At 36.7% G+C, this 14,912-nt stretch carries 14 protein-coding genes; 3 read left to right on the top strand and 11 right to left on the bottom strand.

Annotation, left to right across the window (positions count from 1 at the left end):
* Positions 1 to 17: 17 nt before the first annotated feature.
* From pyrF to RBU59_RS26355, 3 genes are all read right to left on the bottom strand, one after another.
* Positions 18 to 941 (bottom strand): orotidine-5'-phosphate decarboxylase, encoded by a 924-nt coding sequence (pyrF, locus tag RBU59_RS26365; protein ID WP_308145444.1) that lies wholly within the window; start codon positions 939 to 941, stop codon positions 18 to 20.
* Positions 942 to 1,064: 123 nt separating this feature from the next.
* Entirely contained in the window at positions 1,065 to 2,342 is a 1,278-nt protein-coding gene (locus tag RBU59_RS26360; RefSeq protein WP_308145443.1) for a dihydroorotase, read from the bottom strand.
* A gap of 76 nt (positions 2,343 to 2,418) precedes the next feature.
* Positions 2,419 to 2,814 carry an NUDIX domain-containing protein gene (locus RBU59_RS26355; protein ID WP_308145442.1) on the bottom strand — a complete coding sequence of 132 codons (396 nt, stop codon included), beginning with the start codon at positions 2,812 to 2,814 and terminating at the stop codon, positions 2,419 to 2,421.
* Positions 2,815 to 3,154: 340 nt separating this feature from the next.
* On the opposite strand from RBU59_RS26355, the gene RBU59_RS26350 reads away from it, so the two are divergent.
* A complete protein-coding gene (locus RBU59_RS26350; protein WP_308145441.1) occupies positions 3,155 to 3,406 on the top strand; it encodes a hypothetical protein in 252 nt (83 codons plus the stop codon).
* Between the two features lie 161 nt (positions 3,407 to 3,567).
* On the opposite strand, the gene RBU59_RS26345 is transcribed toward RBU59_RS26350, so the two are convergent.
* From RBU59_RS26345 to RBU59_RS26325, 5 genes are all read right to left on the bottom strand, one after another.
* Positions 3,568 to 4,254: a DUF3298 and DUF4163 domain-containing protein gene (locus RBU59_RS26345; RefSeq protein ID WP_308145440.1), complete on the bottom strand. Its 687-nt coding sequence runs from the start codon at positions 4,252 to 4,254 to the stop codon at positions 3,568 to 3,570.
* A gap of 170 nt (positions 4,255 to 4,424) precedes the next feature.
* Entirely contained in the window at positions 4,425 to 5,267 is an 843-nt protein-coding gene (locus RBU59_RS26340) for a sugar phosphate isomerase/epimerase family protein (RefSeq protein WP_308145439.1), read from the bottom strand.
* 505 nt (positions 5,268 to 5,772) lie between these two features.
* The gene (locus RBU59_RS26335) at positions 5,773 to 6,774 is read right to left on the bottom strand and encodes a Gfo/Idh/MocA family protein (RefSeq protein WP_308145438.1); all 1,002 of its coding nucleotides are present in this window, start codon (positions 6,772 to 6,774) and stop codon (positions 5,773 to 5,775) included.
* Between the two features lie 85 nt (positions 6,775 to 6,859).
* Complete coding sequence (locus tag RBU59_RS26330) at positions 6,860 to 8,035, bottom strand: Gfo/Idh/MocA family protein (RefSeq protein WP_308145437.1); 1,176 nt, start codon at positions 8,033 to 8,035, stop codon at positions 6,860 to 6,862.
* A 16-nt stretch (positions 8,036 to 8,051) separates the two neighbouring features.
* Positions 8,052 to 8,810, bottom strand: a complete 759-nt coding sequence (locus tag RBU59_RS26325) for a sugar phosphate isomerase/epimerase family protein (protein ID WP_308145436.1) — start codon at positions 8,808 to 8,810, stop codon at positions 8,052 to 8,054.
* A 161-nt stretch (positions 8,811 to 8,971) separates the two neighbouring features.
* Between RBU59_RS26325 and RBU59_RS26320 the strand changes: the two genes are divergently transcribed.
* A complete protein-coding gene (locus RBU59_RS26320; protein WP_308145435.1) occupies positions 8,972 to 9,817 on the top strand; it encodes an AraC family transcriptional regulator in 846 nt (281 codons plus the stop codon).
* A 155-nt stretch (positions 9,818 to 9,972) separates the two neighbouring features.
* Positions 9,973 to 11,358: an MATE family efflux transporter gene (locus RBU59_RS26315; protein ID WP_308145434.1), complete on the top strand. Its 1,386-nt coding sequence runs from the start codon at positions 9,973 to 9,975 to the stop codon at positions 11,356 to 11,358.
* Positions 11,359 to 11,444: 86 nt separating this feature from the next.
* On the opposite strand, the gene RBU59_RS26310 is transcribed toward RBU59_RS26315, so the two are convergent.
* The 3 genes from RBU59_RS26310 to RBU59_RS26300 form a co-directional block, all read right to left on the bottom strand.
* A complete protein-coding gene (locus RBU59_RS26310; protein ID WP_308145433.1) occupies positions 11,445 to 12,095 on the bottom strand; it encodes a glycerol-3-phosphate acyltransferase in 651 nt (216 codons plus the stop codon).
* The gene (locus RBU59_RS26305) at positions 12,082 to 13,176 is read right to left on the bottom strand and encodes a glycosyltransferase (protein WP_308145432.1); all 1,095 of its coding nucleotides are present in this window, start codon (positions 13,174 to 13,176) and stop codon (positions 12,082 to 12,084) included. Before RBU59_RS26305 ends, RBU59_RS26310 begins: the two co-directional genes overlap by 14 nt.
* A 406-nt stretch (positions 13,177 to 13,582) precedes the next feature.
* Positions 13,583 to 14,854, bottom strand: coding sequence for a hypothetical protein (locus tag RBU59_RS26300; RefSeq protein WP_308145431.1), 1,272 nt, complete (start codon positions 14,852 to 14,854; stop codon positions 13,583 to 13,585).
* Positions 14,855 to 14,912: the final 58 nt, after the last annotated feature.

The following is a 14,912-nucleotide window of genomic DNA, read 5'->3' as shown; positions in this document are numbered from 1 at the left end:
CTTACCTCTTAATGAAATTACTTGCTTAACGCTCCCATAATATCCTCTCTCATATCAATTACTGCCTGTCTGGAAGCATCCGCATAAGCAGTTGGTCCGAATTTTTCATATTCTGCTTGTTTATATGCAGCTATAATACCACGGGAAGAATTCACGATAGCTCCTAAACCATCTTTGTTAAAGTAATGAACCAAATCTTTCCCTTTACCACCCTGTGCACCATAACCCGGTACCAGGATATAAGTTTTCGGCATAATCTTTCTTAGAATTTTGCCCATCTTAGGATAGGTTGCCCCTACTACAGCACCGATATAGCTGTATTGATCGCCCATACACTTCTCGCCCCATTCGGCTACTTTCTCGCCTACTAATTCATAAAGCGGTTTTCCATCAATTAATTGATCCTGAAATTCACCGCTTGATGGGTTTGAAGTCTTAACCAGTATAAATAAACCTTTCTTTTCTTCCTTGCACACTTCAATAAAAGGATCCACACCATCGGAACCGAAATAAGGATTAACCGTTGCGAAGTCTTCGTCAAAACCATAAAAAGAATTGTTACCCACTTTCACTTTACCTAAATGGGCTGTTGCATAGGCAGCTGAGGTAGAACCGATATCGCCTCTTTTGATATCACCAATCACGACCAGGTCCTTTTCCTTACAATAATCCACTGTTTTCTTAAATGCGATCATTCCCTCGATACCAAATTGTTCATACATTGCAATCTGAGGTTTAACCGCGGGAATTATATCCCAGGTAGCGTCCACAATCGCTTTATTAAACTGCCAGATAGCTTCTGCCGCACCGGCTAATGTCTCACCCTTTTCCTGGAATGCCTTCTCTTTCACATGTTCCGGAATATAGGATAACATGGGATCTAATCCAACAACAATAGGTGCTTTACTTTGTTCAATCTTCTGAATTAATTTATTTATCATAATTACCTCCATATGCCGCTTTAGCGGCAATTAAATTCTTCGTAAAAAGCACTTCTGTGCTTTTTGCCGGTTGAAAACGCTTTTCTTTTCAACCTACCTCCATGTGCTGCTTTAGCGGCAATCTTATTTATCTTTAAATACAATATTACCATCAACGATAGTAACCTTTATCCTGCCCACAACTTCTTTTCCGTGAAAGGGGGTATTCTTACCCTTAGAAGCAAATTCATTTACATCAATTCTATATTTTTCCTTGGGATCTGCAATGACAATATCTGCTGCTTTTCCAACTGCAAGGATACCTTTATCAATCCCTAATACCTTAGCCGGGTTTAAGCTCATCTTCTCCACCATCTGCATCGGGGTTAAATAACCTTGTTCTACCAATTCAGTCATAGTAAGTGCAAATGCAGTTTCTAATCCCACAATCCCAAAGGGTGCCTCCTGAATGGATTTTGCTTTTTCTTCAGCACTATGGGGAGCATGATCCGTTGCTATTACATCCATAATATTGCTCTTCAAACCATCTTTTAACGCCTGAATATCTTCCCTGCTTCTTAGGGGAGGGTTCATTTTATAATTAGCATCATCGCCTGTTATCTCCTCATCCGCCATGGCAAAGTGATGCGGACACACTTCACCGGTAACAGGTAATCCGCTTTTTTTCGCCATGTCTATAAAAGTAACGCTATCCCTGGTAGAGCAATGACAAAGATGAAGTTTTACTCCGGTATTTTTCGCTAACAGAATATCCCTTGCAGCTATTACATCTTCTACAGCATTACTTATTCCCGGCATACCAAGTTCCTGGGATTTTTTACTCTCATTCAATACGCCTTTGCCAACCAGATCTTTATCTTCACAGTGAGCGAATACGGGAATACCTGCTTTTTTTGCTTCTATCATTGCTCTTTGGTATAAAGCAGTATTCATAACAGATTTACCATCCTCACTGATAGCAGCTGCTCCGGCAGTAACCATTCCTTTAATATCGGAAATTTCTGCCCCAACCTGATCTTTCGTAACAGCGCCGATGGGAAGAACATGAACTACTGCATCTTCTTCTGCTTTCTTAACAAGGACTTCAACCATTTGTTTACTGTCAATGACAGGTCTGGTATTAGGCATGGGGCATATGGTAGTATAACCGCCTCTGGCAGCTGCCCTTGAGCCTGTTGCAATCGTTTCTTTATATTCAAACCCGGGTTCCCTTAAATGTACATGGAGATCTATAAAACCAGGCATGACATAATGCCCTTTCGCATCAATTACCTGCTCAGCTTCCGTATTAATATTTGGACTAATTTCTTTGATAAAGCCATCTTCTATAAGCAGATCAGATACTCCTTCCGTTTTGGTTGCCGGATCCAACAGATATCCATTTTTAATTAGTATTGACATAATAATGCTCCTTTCTATCAATGATTACACACAATGACGTTCGGCAAGCCGAACGTCGTAAAATTTATTTATGAAATTATAATTCTGCTTTTTCAATATCTGCCATAACGGCCTCATTACTGATATAGTTACCAATTTCTTCCTTGGTAACCCATTTATAACTATTAAGTTCTTCCGGCAGAACTACTTCGTCTCTGGTACTCATACATAAAAAGCTGATTCCTATATTACATACATCCCCAACCATAAAAGACCAGGTGTAAAGGATACGGTTAACATACACAGATAAACCTGTAGTTTCAAATATTAATCTTAGCACACCTTTTTCAGGATTTTCGCCAAATTCTAATTTTCCGTCAATAAATTCCCACTGATAAGGATCAACAATTCTATCATCATACCATTTTTCAACCAGTAAGTATTTATCCTCATATTGAACGATACCTTTTACCATGATTTTGTACTTTTCCATAGGCTTCCTCCTTGAATACGCATTAAAACTCCATATTGAAATAATTTGTTACAATAAATTACCCATAAAATCCATAATTTATCGAATCAAATTTTATATTAATAATTTTATCTTCATTATTATAACGTAACTGCAGCCTGAATACAACAGATTGATTGCTTTATATGTAATATTTTCTAGCATATTTTTTAACCCTTTCGTAAAAAATATTATTACGGCTATTATTTGTTGTAATGTTTTCTTTTTACTTATGAAAAAGTTTCAATTACTTTAAAAACAAATATGATCCTCGGCGCAATTTTCAGAAATACACAGAATGTGCACAGGAATGGAGGTAATTATGGATAATCCCAACGGTATTAATGCATTTCCCAATGGTTTAAGCGCTTTTCCAGGCGGTGTAACTACAGGCTTGACGGACTTCCCCCCTGCTTTGGGTAATTTAATAAATGAAGATTTAGGTGCAAGGCATTATTATGATAACATGGATGATGCCCATAAAGCTGAGTTACTCCGTAATGCTAAGGACTTTCAATCCCAGGAAGAATTAGAGCGGTATCTGTATCATATTGAAAATGATGAATTTAGATAAATATCCAATCTAAGAAAAACCTGTCATTTACTCTTTGCTATAACTTTGAATAAATGACAGGTTTTTATTGGTTAGACAGAAATAATCTGCTCCTGGGATACAAATCAACAAGATCTAATGTTCCTATCGGTTTGAGAAAATCATAAACAATTATTTTTATATCAAGTACAGCAGCTCGGTTCCACTGCTTTTTCACTTGAATATGGAATCGTAAAAGTCTGGATTCCGCTTGCATAAGGCGCTATCTCATATAGCTGAAAATATATGACTACCCCCTCATTCGATAAATAAAAATTTTTTGTATTAAAATTCTCTTTTACCAGGTCAGCATAATCCGTAAAGAACATCGTGTTATCTTTTTTCTGTTCATCTTCTATCTTTCCAAGGATATCCTTTTGTATCGAAACCGTATAATTCTCCATATCCGGGAAGAAATCCGATAACTCCAAGCGGATACCTTTTTGCAGATTCCAAGTATCTGAACTGCGATAGGTCATCCCATGTGCTCCGCCGGTATATTCATACCTGTCAAAATATAAGCTTAAAGTACAATTATTGTTATAGGTAACATTATATTCTACATATACTTCGTACTCATGAACAGGAAAATCATTTGCTATGGAATTTTCATAATCATCCATAGCCATCTGATATAGTTTCATAACCTGGGTTCTTCGATACATGGAAGCTTCTGCTTTATAAAACAAATTCAATTTAGTAAGGAATAACTTAAATTTATCCGAGACAAATTGTGGGTATTTAATAGTATAAGTCATAATTAAATGCCCTTTATAATACATATCTTTTTTAATCGCATGTTCCTTTGCAGTAAGGGTATAAGATGTCAATGAAAAACCTCCCGCCAATATCATCTATACTAACATATGCTTTCAGCTTCTATCTTGTTCATATTCCGCTTATACCCCGATTAAGTTAATGAATATGTTTTTAATCTGAATGTATGTGAAGACCTTAATTTCCACTATGTTTAGACATCATTCTTTTATGCTGAATTATTTTATAATAAGATCTTCTCAAGTGCCCTATAAGCAATTTGATAGGCAGCTTCGCCATCTGTAAGTGTACGCTGTTTCGAATTCTTTTCCAGAGACTTTAGTGCCGCAAATTCAGCCAGATGGGGTTCTAAGCTTAAAAATCCTCTATACCCGCTTTTATCCAGTTCCTTTAGAATCTCCAGTACATTGCCGTCCCCTTCTCCTGCAGGGACTACTTCTCCTGTATCAGAAACCGCATCTTTTATATGGATATATTCTATATATGGTTTTAATTGTTCATATGCTTTAATTGTATCCTGTCCGCACTGTACAAAGTTTGCGAAATCAAAGGTACATTTAAAATTATCACAGTAAAATTCTTTGAAAAGATTAAAACACCTTGGTGCAATATCTCCATAAATATCTTTTTCATTTTCATGAAGTAAAATTACGTTATGTTTCTTGGCATAATCAATCATACGTTTTGTCCGGTCAAAAACTTCGTTGTGATATGTTTCCGGATATTCCCCTTTCGGAATATAAAAACTGAACATCCGGATATAAGGTGTTTCAAACAATTTGGCAATTTCAACAACCTTTTTATATACCTCAAAATGAGGTTCAAACTCATCCGTAATTTTGATTTTGCCAATCGGTGAGCCAATTGCTGAGATATGAATGTCATTTTCCCAAAGATATTTCTTAAGTTCCTTTATTTCTTCCAAAGAATAATCTGCCACATTTTTTCCATTAGCACTGCGGAATTCAATGAATTTTATTCCTAATTCCTGCAGCAGCTTAACCTGCACCTTAATCTCGGTATGGATTTCATCAGCAAATCCGGTTATTATTGTATTTTTTAACATAGTACCTCTTTTCCGTAATCATTTGGCAATATATTAACCAAACTTAATCAAGCCTTTTATGTTTTGCTTTTAAGGATTCGAGTGTCAAAAGGTCAATTTTGCTTTTTGAATGAATACCAGCGTATATATATTCAATTCTGCTGCCTTTCCCTCAAACACTATATTTTTTACAAGCCTCTAACGTCTCAAAAATTAAGCCATCTAGCTTGATTTTTGGCCAGAGTCTTGACAAAATATAAGCAGTGTCCTCGGCCGGTCGACGCAAAAATGAATGTAAATACACCGATATTCATAAAATACAGGTTGAGAGACCTTTTGACACCCTAATCTTTTATGAAATTTGTTATATTTCTCTGTAACTTATCATATATTTTTTTTTATTTTACTTGTTTTTCTATTTTATCTTTGTTTTTATCTGTTGTTTTCTATTTACATATGTTTTTCAATAAGAATTCATTTGTAAGACAGCCACTTCATATAACTGTGAACCGTTCTTGTTCCGATATTATCTTATGGAAATTTCTTTACCGGTTCTTGCGGATTCATAGGTTCTGAGCAGAAGCAAGATGGTATCATTTAAATGATTTAAGTCCAGTGAAAATGGGCGGTTTTTTTCAATACTATCATAATAATCAGTAATACAATCCATATGACCGGCACCCCAATAACTCTTGCCGAGTTTGGTTTTATGTTCGATTTGTAATTTTTTACTTTCACCGTCTTTATAATAACAGGTCACATCCAGATCCTCGATACGTATGGTCATATTCTCGCAGGATAATTCGATTAGCGGAGGTACATCTGCACAATATGCCGTGGTAGCGTAAAAGCAGGCTATCTTATCACCCTCAAAGCGAATATAAGCTTCCATCATATCTTCTACTTCAATCACTCCTTTTAAATGATGATTCGTCATAGTAGCATCAACTGATACAGGGGTCCCAAGCAGATAAGCTAACAAATCCAAAGTATGTATAGATTGATTGATGAGGACTCCACCGCCCTCCGTAGCAAGATTTCCCCTCCATCCGCTTTCCGTGTAATACTCTTTAGAGCGGCTCCAGTTTACAATACCTCTGACTCCATTGATCTTACCGGTTTCACCGGAGGATATCATCTTTTTTACCTGAATAATACTTGGGTTATACCGGTTTTGAAAGCAGATACCTAATCTTTTATCACTTTTAACCGCCTGTAATTCATTGAATTGACTTGCAGAGATTACCGGAGGTTTTTCCATAAATACATGAATTCCTCTCTCTAAGGCATAAACCGCCATTGGAACATGCAGATAATGGGGGGTACATATATGCAGTGCGTCAATTTTTTCTTTCTCAAGCATCTCTTCCAAGGTGTTGTAAACCTTCCCGCCATATTGATCTGCAAAGTTCCTTGCTCTTTCTGTCTTGATATCTGCATAAGCAATCATATCAAGATTTTCTAACTGATGAATACATTCGGCATGCACTTTGGCAATACCGCCGCATCCTACAATTGCAATTTTCATTTCAACACCCATCGCATAACACAACAGCAAGAAAATGTGTTAATGCATATACCTTTCTATTATTCCTGTCCGCCGCCGGATTCTTTTATTGCTTTTTCTCTGAACCATAACTGCTTTCCGTATTAAAAACTGTTTCTTTTACATTTTTTTTAAGTTTGGAATTAGCACGGCGTTTATTTAACTCACTTAAGAATAATTCTTCATTAAATGGAATTTCTACCGGTATATTAAGCCAGCTGGATAAATGCATGGCATTTGATAAAGTTAATCCGTTAATTCCCTCTATCCCCTCTGCTATCAGCGGGGTACCATGCAGTATTTTTCCTGCAAAAGCATTTAGAACACCTGCGTGCTGAGGATTTTTACCGTCAGTTTCTAGAGTGACATAATGTCCTTCCGGTTTCTTAAATCCTTCCGTAGCAGAATAGCAATATTCTCTTTCATTGATTTCTAATTCATATAAAGTTAATTTATCTTCTTCACATACCAGCTTACCCTTTTCCAAGGTTATTTCAAAACGGTTTGTGCCCGGTGCATCACCGGTTGTGGTTACAAAAACCCCTGTTGCTCCCCCCGGATACTCCAGATAAGCAGTCACATCGTCTTCCACTTCAATATCGTGCCATTTGCCGATATGACAGAAAGCCTGTACTTTATTTGGCATACCACAAATCCACTGCAGCAGATCCAGATTATGAGGGCATTGGTTAAGCAAAACTCCGCCGCCTTCCCCCTCCCAGGTTGCTCTCCAATCTCCGGAGTCATAATAGGCCTGTGTTCGATACCAGTCTGTTATAATCCAATTAACCCGTTTTATGGCACCCAGACTGCCTCCATGAACGAGTTCATACATTTTGCGGTAAACATGATTGGTTCTTTGATTAAACATCATAGCAAATACCAGATTGGATTTTTCAGCTGCTTCATTCATCAGGCGAACCTGTTTGGTATATACTCCGGCCGGTTTCTCGCTTAATGCATGTTGTCCATATTCCAACGTTTTCATAACCAGTCTTGGATGATCATAATGAGGTGTTGCAACAATAACGGCATCACATATCTTAGCCTCTATTAATTCATCGCCGTTCTCAAATATCGTCACTGATTCAGGCAGATTTTCTTTTGCCCAGTTTCTTCTTAATTCTTTCAGATCTGCAACCGCAGTCAGTTCCATTTCCGGAACCTGATTGCTAATCAGGGTATTACAATGACCACTCCCCATATTGCCGATTCCGATAATTCCTACTTTTACTTTATTCATGTAATTTCTCCTTCTATTATCGATAACCTAAGTTTCTCAAGTTATCATAACTTAATTTTAAGCAATCAAACGGGCTGCCCTGGCAGATATCCTGCTCAACCAGCAGATATTCACAGTTCGTCTGCTTCAGCTTATCTATAATTGCGCTAAAATTCAGATTTCCCTCCATAACAGGTGCCATTACAGGTGTCCCATTTACTACTGCCATATCTTTTAGATGTACACAGGATAACCGGTCCTTTAGAACTTCAATCCATTGACATACATCACCACCGGCGGCCTGAACCCAATAGGTATCCATCGTAATCCCCATCTCCTCCGGTGTGAAAGCTTCCAGCAGATAATCAATGGCATATTTTCCATTCATCTTTTCAAATTCAAAGTGATGATTATGATACATAAATAACTTTCCTGCCGCGGCTATTTTTTTAGCGGGTTCCTTAAAATCCTCTGCAAAATGGGACACCCAGAATGGTGTGCGGTATTTTTCCGGCATGGCTCCCAGTCCGATATATTTGCAGCCCATGATATCATGTTCCCTGATTAAATTCTCCGTATCATACAGAATCCGGTTAACATCACTGTGGGTCAGTACAATCTCCAAAGACAGGCTGTCGCAGATCTCTCTTATTTTAGTGGGTGAGATTTCTTTGCCGATACCGGAAATCTGAACTGTTGTATATCCCATTTCAGCAATCTTTGTTACGGTAAAATAAAAATCCTTTTCATTCTGAATATAATTCCTTACAGTATATAGTTGTGCTCCCAGTTTCAATAGAATCAACCTTCCTTACGTTTTATTATGCTTTTATTGTAGAAATAATTCTGTAAAAATACCATTGCAAATAAGAACAATCATATTGCAAATATAGCGATACTAAACTATACTGATATATGACTCGCGTGTTTTATAAAAAATTAAAGGCGGACAAAGTTATGGGGATTTTAGCAGAAATAAAAACAGACAGGGTTATGTTTAGTTATTCGGAAAGTAAAGAATCCAGCAAGGACTATTTTCTGCATTGCCATAATTACTATGAATTATATTATTTTATTAATGGAGATGTTGATTATCTGGTAGAGGGAAGGCAATATCATCTCTCTCCCCACAGTATCCTCTTATTAACCCCCAATGTATTTCATGGTGTGAGAGTAAATTCCACCAACCCTTACCTGCGGTTTGCTCTGCATTTTTTCCCCGATATCCTGTCAATGGAACGGAGGCATTTACTGCTATCCGCATATCCTGCCATGGAAAAACATTCAGAAAAACAAATATATTATCAAAACCCTGAGCATTACCGGATTTATTCTTTTTTTGAATCCTTGATTGAATGTTCCAAATTAGAGCCGGAATTACAAAAAAATCTGCTTCCCATTTACATGGAAGCACTGTTATCACAGGTGACTGTTATGAGTCACTCCATACAAACTGATTCGAATACCGGAAGCAGCCCTAATACCATATCAAAAATAATTGCTTATCTGAACCAGCACCTGACCGATTCCATAACGCTGGATCAGATTTCGGAGGATTTTTATATCAGTAAACATCATCTAAACAAAGTATTCCGAAAAGCCACCGGAACAACGGTAGGTGATTATCTGCTGCACAAAAGGATTATTTATGCACAACAGCTGTTAATTAACGGACACACTGCATCGGAGGCGGCAAACGAATCGGGTTTCGGTGATTATTCTTCTTTTTACCGGGCATATACTAAAATAATAGGGCATTCCCCTTTACAGGACAGAGGTGTACTTCCCTCTTTAGTGAAATAATAACACCATTCAGTACCATAGTCTGAACATTAACCAATATATCTATAATCTTGAATCTATACTTGACTCTAAAATCTAATGAGAGTATAATCGTCTTTCGTAACACTTCCTTGTATGGATATTGTTACCATTTTAACAATATGGCAGGTAAAATTATGAGTTTCTTAAAGCAAAATATTGAACAAAGACGTGATCTGATTTTAAATGGCCGAGTCTCTACGACCATAATGCTTCTTTCCGTACCAGCTCTTATGATGGGCGTAATACAATCCGTCATACCGGTTATAGATGGTCTATTCTTAAATAATATCGTCGGTACTGTCGCAGCAAGTGCCGTTACCTACTGTGCTCCTATCGTTAATATGGCTGCTGCATTAGCTCAGGGGTTAAGTGTAGCAGGAATGGCTATTATCGGTCAATCCAACGGAAAAGGAGACTTTGAAGCCGGTCGGCGCATATCAACTCAGTTAATTGTTTTTTCATTTATATTAGGATTTCTCTTAGCACCGGTCCTTATCGCATCTGCTTTTATTGCTTCAGGACATGTAACTGTGGAAATATCCAAAGATGTGTTCCTATATCTTTCTCTAAGTGCCTGTGTTCTTCCCTTTTCATTCATGGAATCCATTTATAACTCAATTAAAAATGCCAGCGGCAAACCGGAAGATACTTTTATTAGAATGGTAATTATGTTAATATTAAAAGTAATCTTTAATGTTCTTTTTATTGCTGTCTTTCGTTGGGGCATCGTAGGTTCCGTATTAGCTTCTTTGGCTTCCAATATATTAATAACCTCCTGGATGTATTATGAATTATTTGTTAAAAAAAGCGGTGACAGACTTATATTAACCGGTTTTCATTTTGACCGGTCAATTATCCGTGATCTTATTCATATCGGTCTCCCCTCCATGCTTTCCAGTATTATGTTAAATCTCGGCTTTCTGCTCATTAACAACGAAGTAGAGAAATACGGCGCAATTGTCTTAAACGGGCAGGGAATAGCCAATAATATAACCTCTGTCTGCTTTATTTTACCCTCCTCTTTCGGTTCTTCCGTCACCACCATGGTGAGTATGAATATCGGAGCCGGGCAAAGTAAAAAAGCTAAAAAATCCTGTCTGGTCGGGTGCGTTATCAGTGCAATTACAGCTATAATTTTAATCGCTATTATTGTACCGCTGTCTTCCAGAATTACAGTTTTATTTACCCGTTCAAAAGATGTACTGGAAATAGCGAATAAAGCTTTACATATCTATACCTATTCCGTTGTCGGTTTTGGTATCTGTATGGTTCAGTTGGGTGCTTTCATAGGCCTCGGGCGAACCAAGGTTACTTTGGTGATCAGTATCCTTCGTGTATGGCTGCTGCGGTATGTGTTTATACTGGCGACTGAGCATTTTCTGGGCTTTTATTCTGTTTTCTGGGGCAATCTCTTCTCTAATTATATGGCTGCCTTGATTACAACAATATTAATCTTAAGGGTAAACTGGGTCTCTTCCATTCCTCAGGAAATGAAAATAAAAAATGCAAAGCTTTCCTGACGGTAATATTGGATATGGGGTAAAATTATACGGGCGAATTATATTATTTGTCGTCCGAGTAATTTCACCCCATATTTTCATACGGATTAATGTTTTAAAAGTCCATCTATTTTTAAAAAATTTTTTTCTTTCCAGAAACGGTACAACTTTCCTCTGTTAGCATATAGAAATATAATCTGGTTTCCGAACCAGATTCCAATATAATAAACCGGCAGTCCGGTTACTTTCAGACAGATCCCTAATATTATCATACCACATACTACCAGCACTCCGTCTTCATCGGAAGAAATTGTTTTCCCTTTATTCAGTAATCTTACCATTAATTGAATAAATGCTAATATAACAGCTAATAGAAAAGAAACTTTAAATCCGGATATTGCACTCCAAACACCAAACGTTACTGCAATGGCTTTTCCGCCCTTAAATCTGGTAAAAGCCGGAAAAACATGACCAACTATCGGTGCAAGGGCTACCGGCACAAGCCAGTAACCATATAAAACTCCTGATTCATAGAGAAATACCAACGGAAGATAACCTTTCATAAAGTCTAACAACACTCCCAATAAGCCAAGTTTATAACCGGCTGCATTCCATAAATTAAAAGCACCCGGATTACCGTCACCTATAGTCTTTAAATCTTTTTTTACCGCCAGCCCCAGCCAATAGGAAAACATAAGCGAGCCGCAAAGATACTCCATCAGAATAAATAACAATAGTATCAGATTATTTTCTCCCAACCTTAACCTGCCTTCCTTTCCATGTTACGCTTCCAATGATTGCCACCTGATAATAAGAATACAAAATGATGACTATGAAAAATATAGTTGATAATAAATGCAATACAGGAACTAATTTTCCGTACTCTCCGCTGTATTTCAGAAAATAAAAAACCTGCAGGGTTAAAAGAATATATCCTAATAAAAACGGTGTGGTATAAATACTTCCCAGAATCATTAAAACCGGTGTAACAAATTCAACTGCCAATAATCCCATAAACCAGAAAGCAATCCACATGATTGTGAGGGGCCGAAGATTGGCGGTACTAAGGACAGCACCTTTGCCAAAACCTTGTAACTCACTCTGAATACCACCGGAATACATTCGAAATGATACGTTGTGATATCCGATAAAATTATGGACCGGTACACCCGCACCGGTTAATTTTTTACCCAGATTGAGATCATCTAATACTTCTGACTTCACACTGTCATGGCCCTCAATTTTACTATAATCCTCTCTGGTCATAACAATACAGGAACCATATAAACCTTTCTTTTTACTGTATCGTTCAAAAGGTGAAGTAAACGCCAATACACCCAGGAGATAGGGAATCAGTGATAATCTCTCATAAAATTTTTGCGTTTTGTGATAGGGTACAACTGATATTGCCCCGCCTGATAATTCTCTGGTAAATAATAAAGTCTCCAGTGCTTTTGGTTCCAGTCTAACATCGGTATCGAGAAATACTAATATATCACCGGAGGATTCTTTTACACCATTCCAAAGTGCCCATGACTTTCCTGTCCACTGGTCGGGTAATTCCGTATTTTTAATTACTTTTACCCCGAAACTAACTGCAATCTCATAAGTCTTATCTGAGGACATATCATCAACCACAATAATTTCATATGGTTCTATCGACTGTGATTTTAACGATTCTAAAAGAAACGGTAAATTATCTTCTTCATTTCTGGCGGGTATAATAATTGATACATTATTATGTATTTTCGTTTGGTCTTCCGGATTTTTAAGCAGAGTTTTAGAGAAAAGGACATAGCCGCACAGGCAGGAACAAACTAGTAAAATCAGAATTATCATAATAGTTTTCCCCTTTTTTGCAAATCAATTTGTTGTGGAAACATTTATTAATTATATTATAAACCTTTGGTAAAAATAGTCAATCAAAATAGTCAATCAAATTGGATCGTATCTTTTATAACATTTTAATTTTATACCTAAATTAAGAAAAGGAGTTGTTACAAAATCTAAGTTTTACCAACCTGATTCTAAAATCCGGTTTGAAAACTTAAATTATTTAACAACTCCTTTGAAGACTTTAAAGTATTAATTTTCTAAATGTATATTCATTACACATATGATATGATTTTCTCAGTTATCTCATTAACATCATGATTATTTTTCACAAGAACTTCTTCTTCCAGTATTTCAATAATTGTAATTAAGTTGTGAATACTAATACGCTTTTAAGCCATATCATTACTATTCATTTTACTGCATTATGTAACTCCGTTACAAGTTTATCCAAAAAAAGTGATATTTTATTTCTGTCTGCCTGTGTTCCATACAAATTAACACTAAGTGCTGCCACATCATCAAATGTCGATATCGCTAATTGAAAATATGGACTGTATTTGATTGATCCCGTCATATAAGCATCCGTAACTTTAACACTTCCGAACGTAAGCTTAGATTTATCCAATATACCAATATTGGTAAATGCAATAAAAGGATTGGAGAAGTTTTTTTCGAGTAAACTTCTTGCTAATTTATCGGGCAGTACATCAAATGCTTTTTCCATCAGATAAACACTTTTAACGCAGGTAATATCTGATTTTTCCTTATCCATAACTTGTTTTACTTTAATAAGTGTCTGCACAAAAGTTGAGCCGATTTCTGAACCGATGTTACAGGTAAGATTGGTGCACAAATTACAAATACCTCCTGCTCTGCGTTCCGGCAGATATTTTCTAAGATCCACCGTGCAGGATAAAACAATCGTTCTACCATATAATTGGTAAAGAACACGCAAATATGCCGCCACAATCAAATCATTAACAGTAGCACCGTATTGTTTAGCGAATACCTTTAAAGCATAAAATTGCTCCTTGGGAATAAACCGTTTTTCAATAAAAGGATTGGAACGATCACCATCTAACCCAAACTGTATTGAGTCTATTGTTACCATATCATCTTTACCCAATAGTATTTTTAATTTATCACGTATGGAAAAAGTTTTGAAGATTTGTTTCAACATTCTATTCCCCATGGACTTTCTATGCAAATTCCATGTCTCATCTGAATTACTGTAAATATTACATAACAGATAAAGATATTCTTTAAATCCGGCGGCATCACATAACATATGATTCATGGAGATACAGAGCTTATCTTTATCTCTGCTGCGGATTATTTGAGCTTTTAACTGGGGACCTCTGATGGCATCGATCTCTTTACTGAGAAATTCTGCAGCACTATCTTCCATATTCCGGGATTCTAAAAAACGTACCATATCATCGGCCGTATAACCCTCATCTACCCAAGTCATTAGATTTTTATTTTCGCTAAACCTGCACTTTATCAAGGGAAAAGCTTCTGCTGACAGATTAACCGCATATTTAAAACGTTTTAAATCAAGTTTTCCTGAAAGTGTTGCTGCAAAGTGGAGCGTATGATCGTTGATATTTTTAACCTTAAACAGATACTGCAGTTTATCCCATGCATCGACTTTATAATTAACAGATTGATTATCCGACATTTCTTACTTCTCCTTTCAATAATCCTCTCTTAAATATATTAATCCCTCCCCTTAATAG

The sequence above is a fragment of the Anaerocolumna sp. MB42-C2 genome (assembly GCF_030913705.1).
Taxonomy (GTDB): Bacteria; Bacillota; Clostridia; order Lachnospirales; family Lachnospiraceae; genus Anaerocolumna.
Note: the sequence above shows the minus strand (reverse complement) of the source record. Positions and strands in the feature narration are given on the sequence as shown.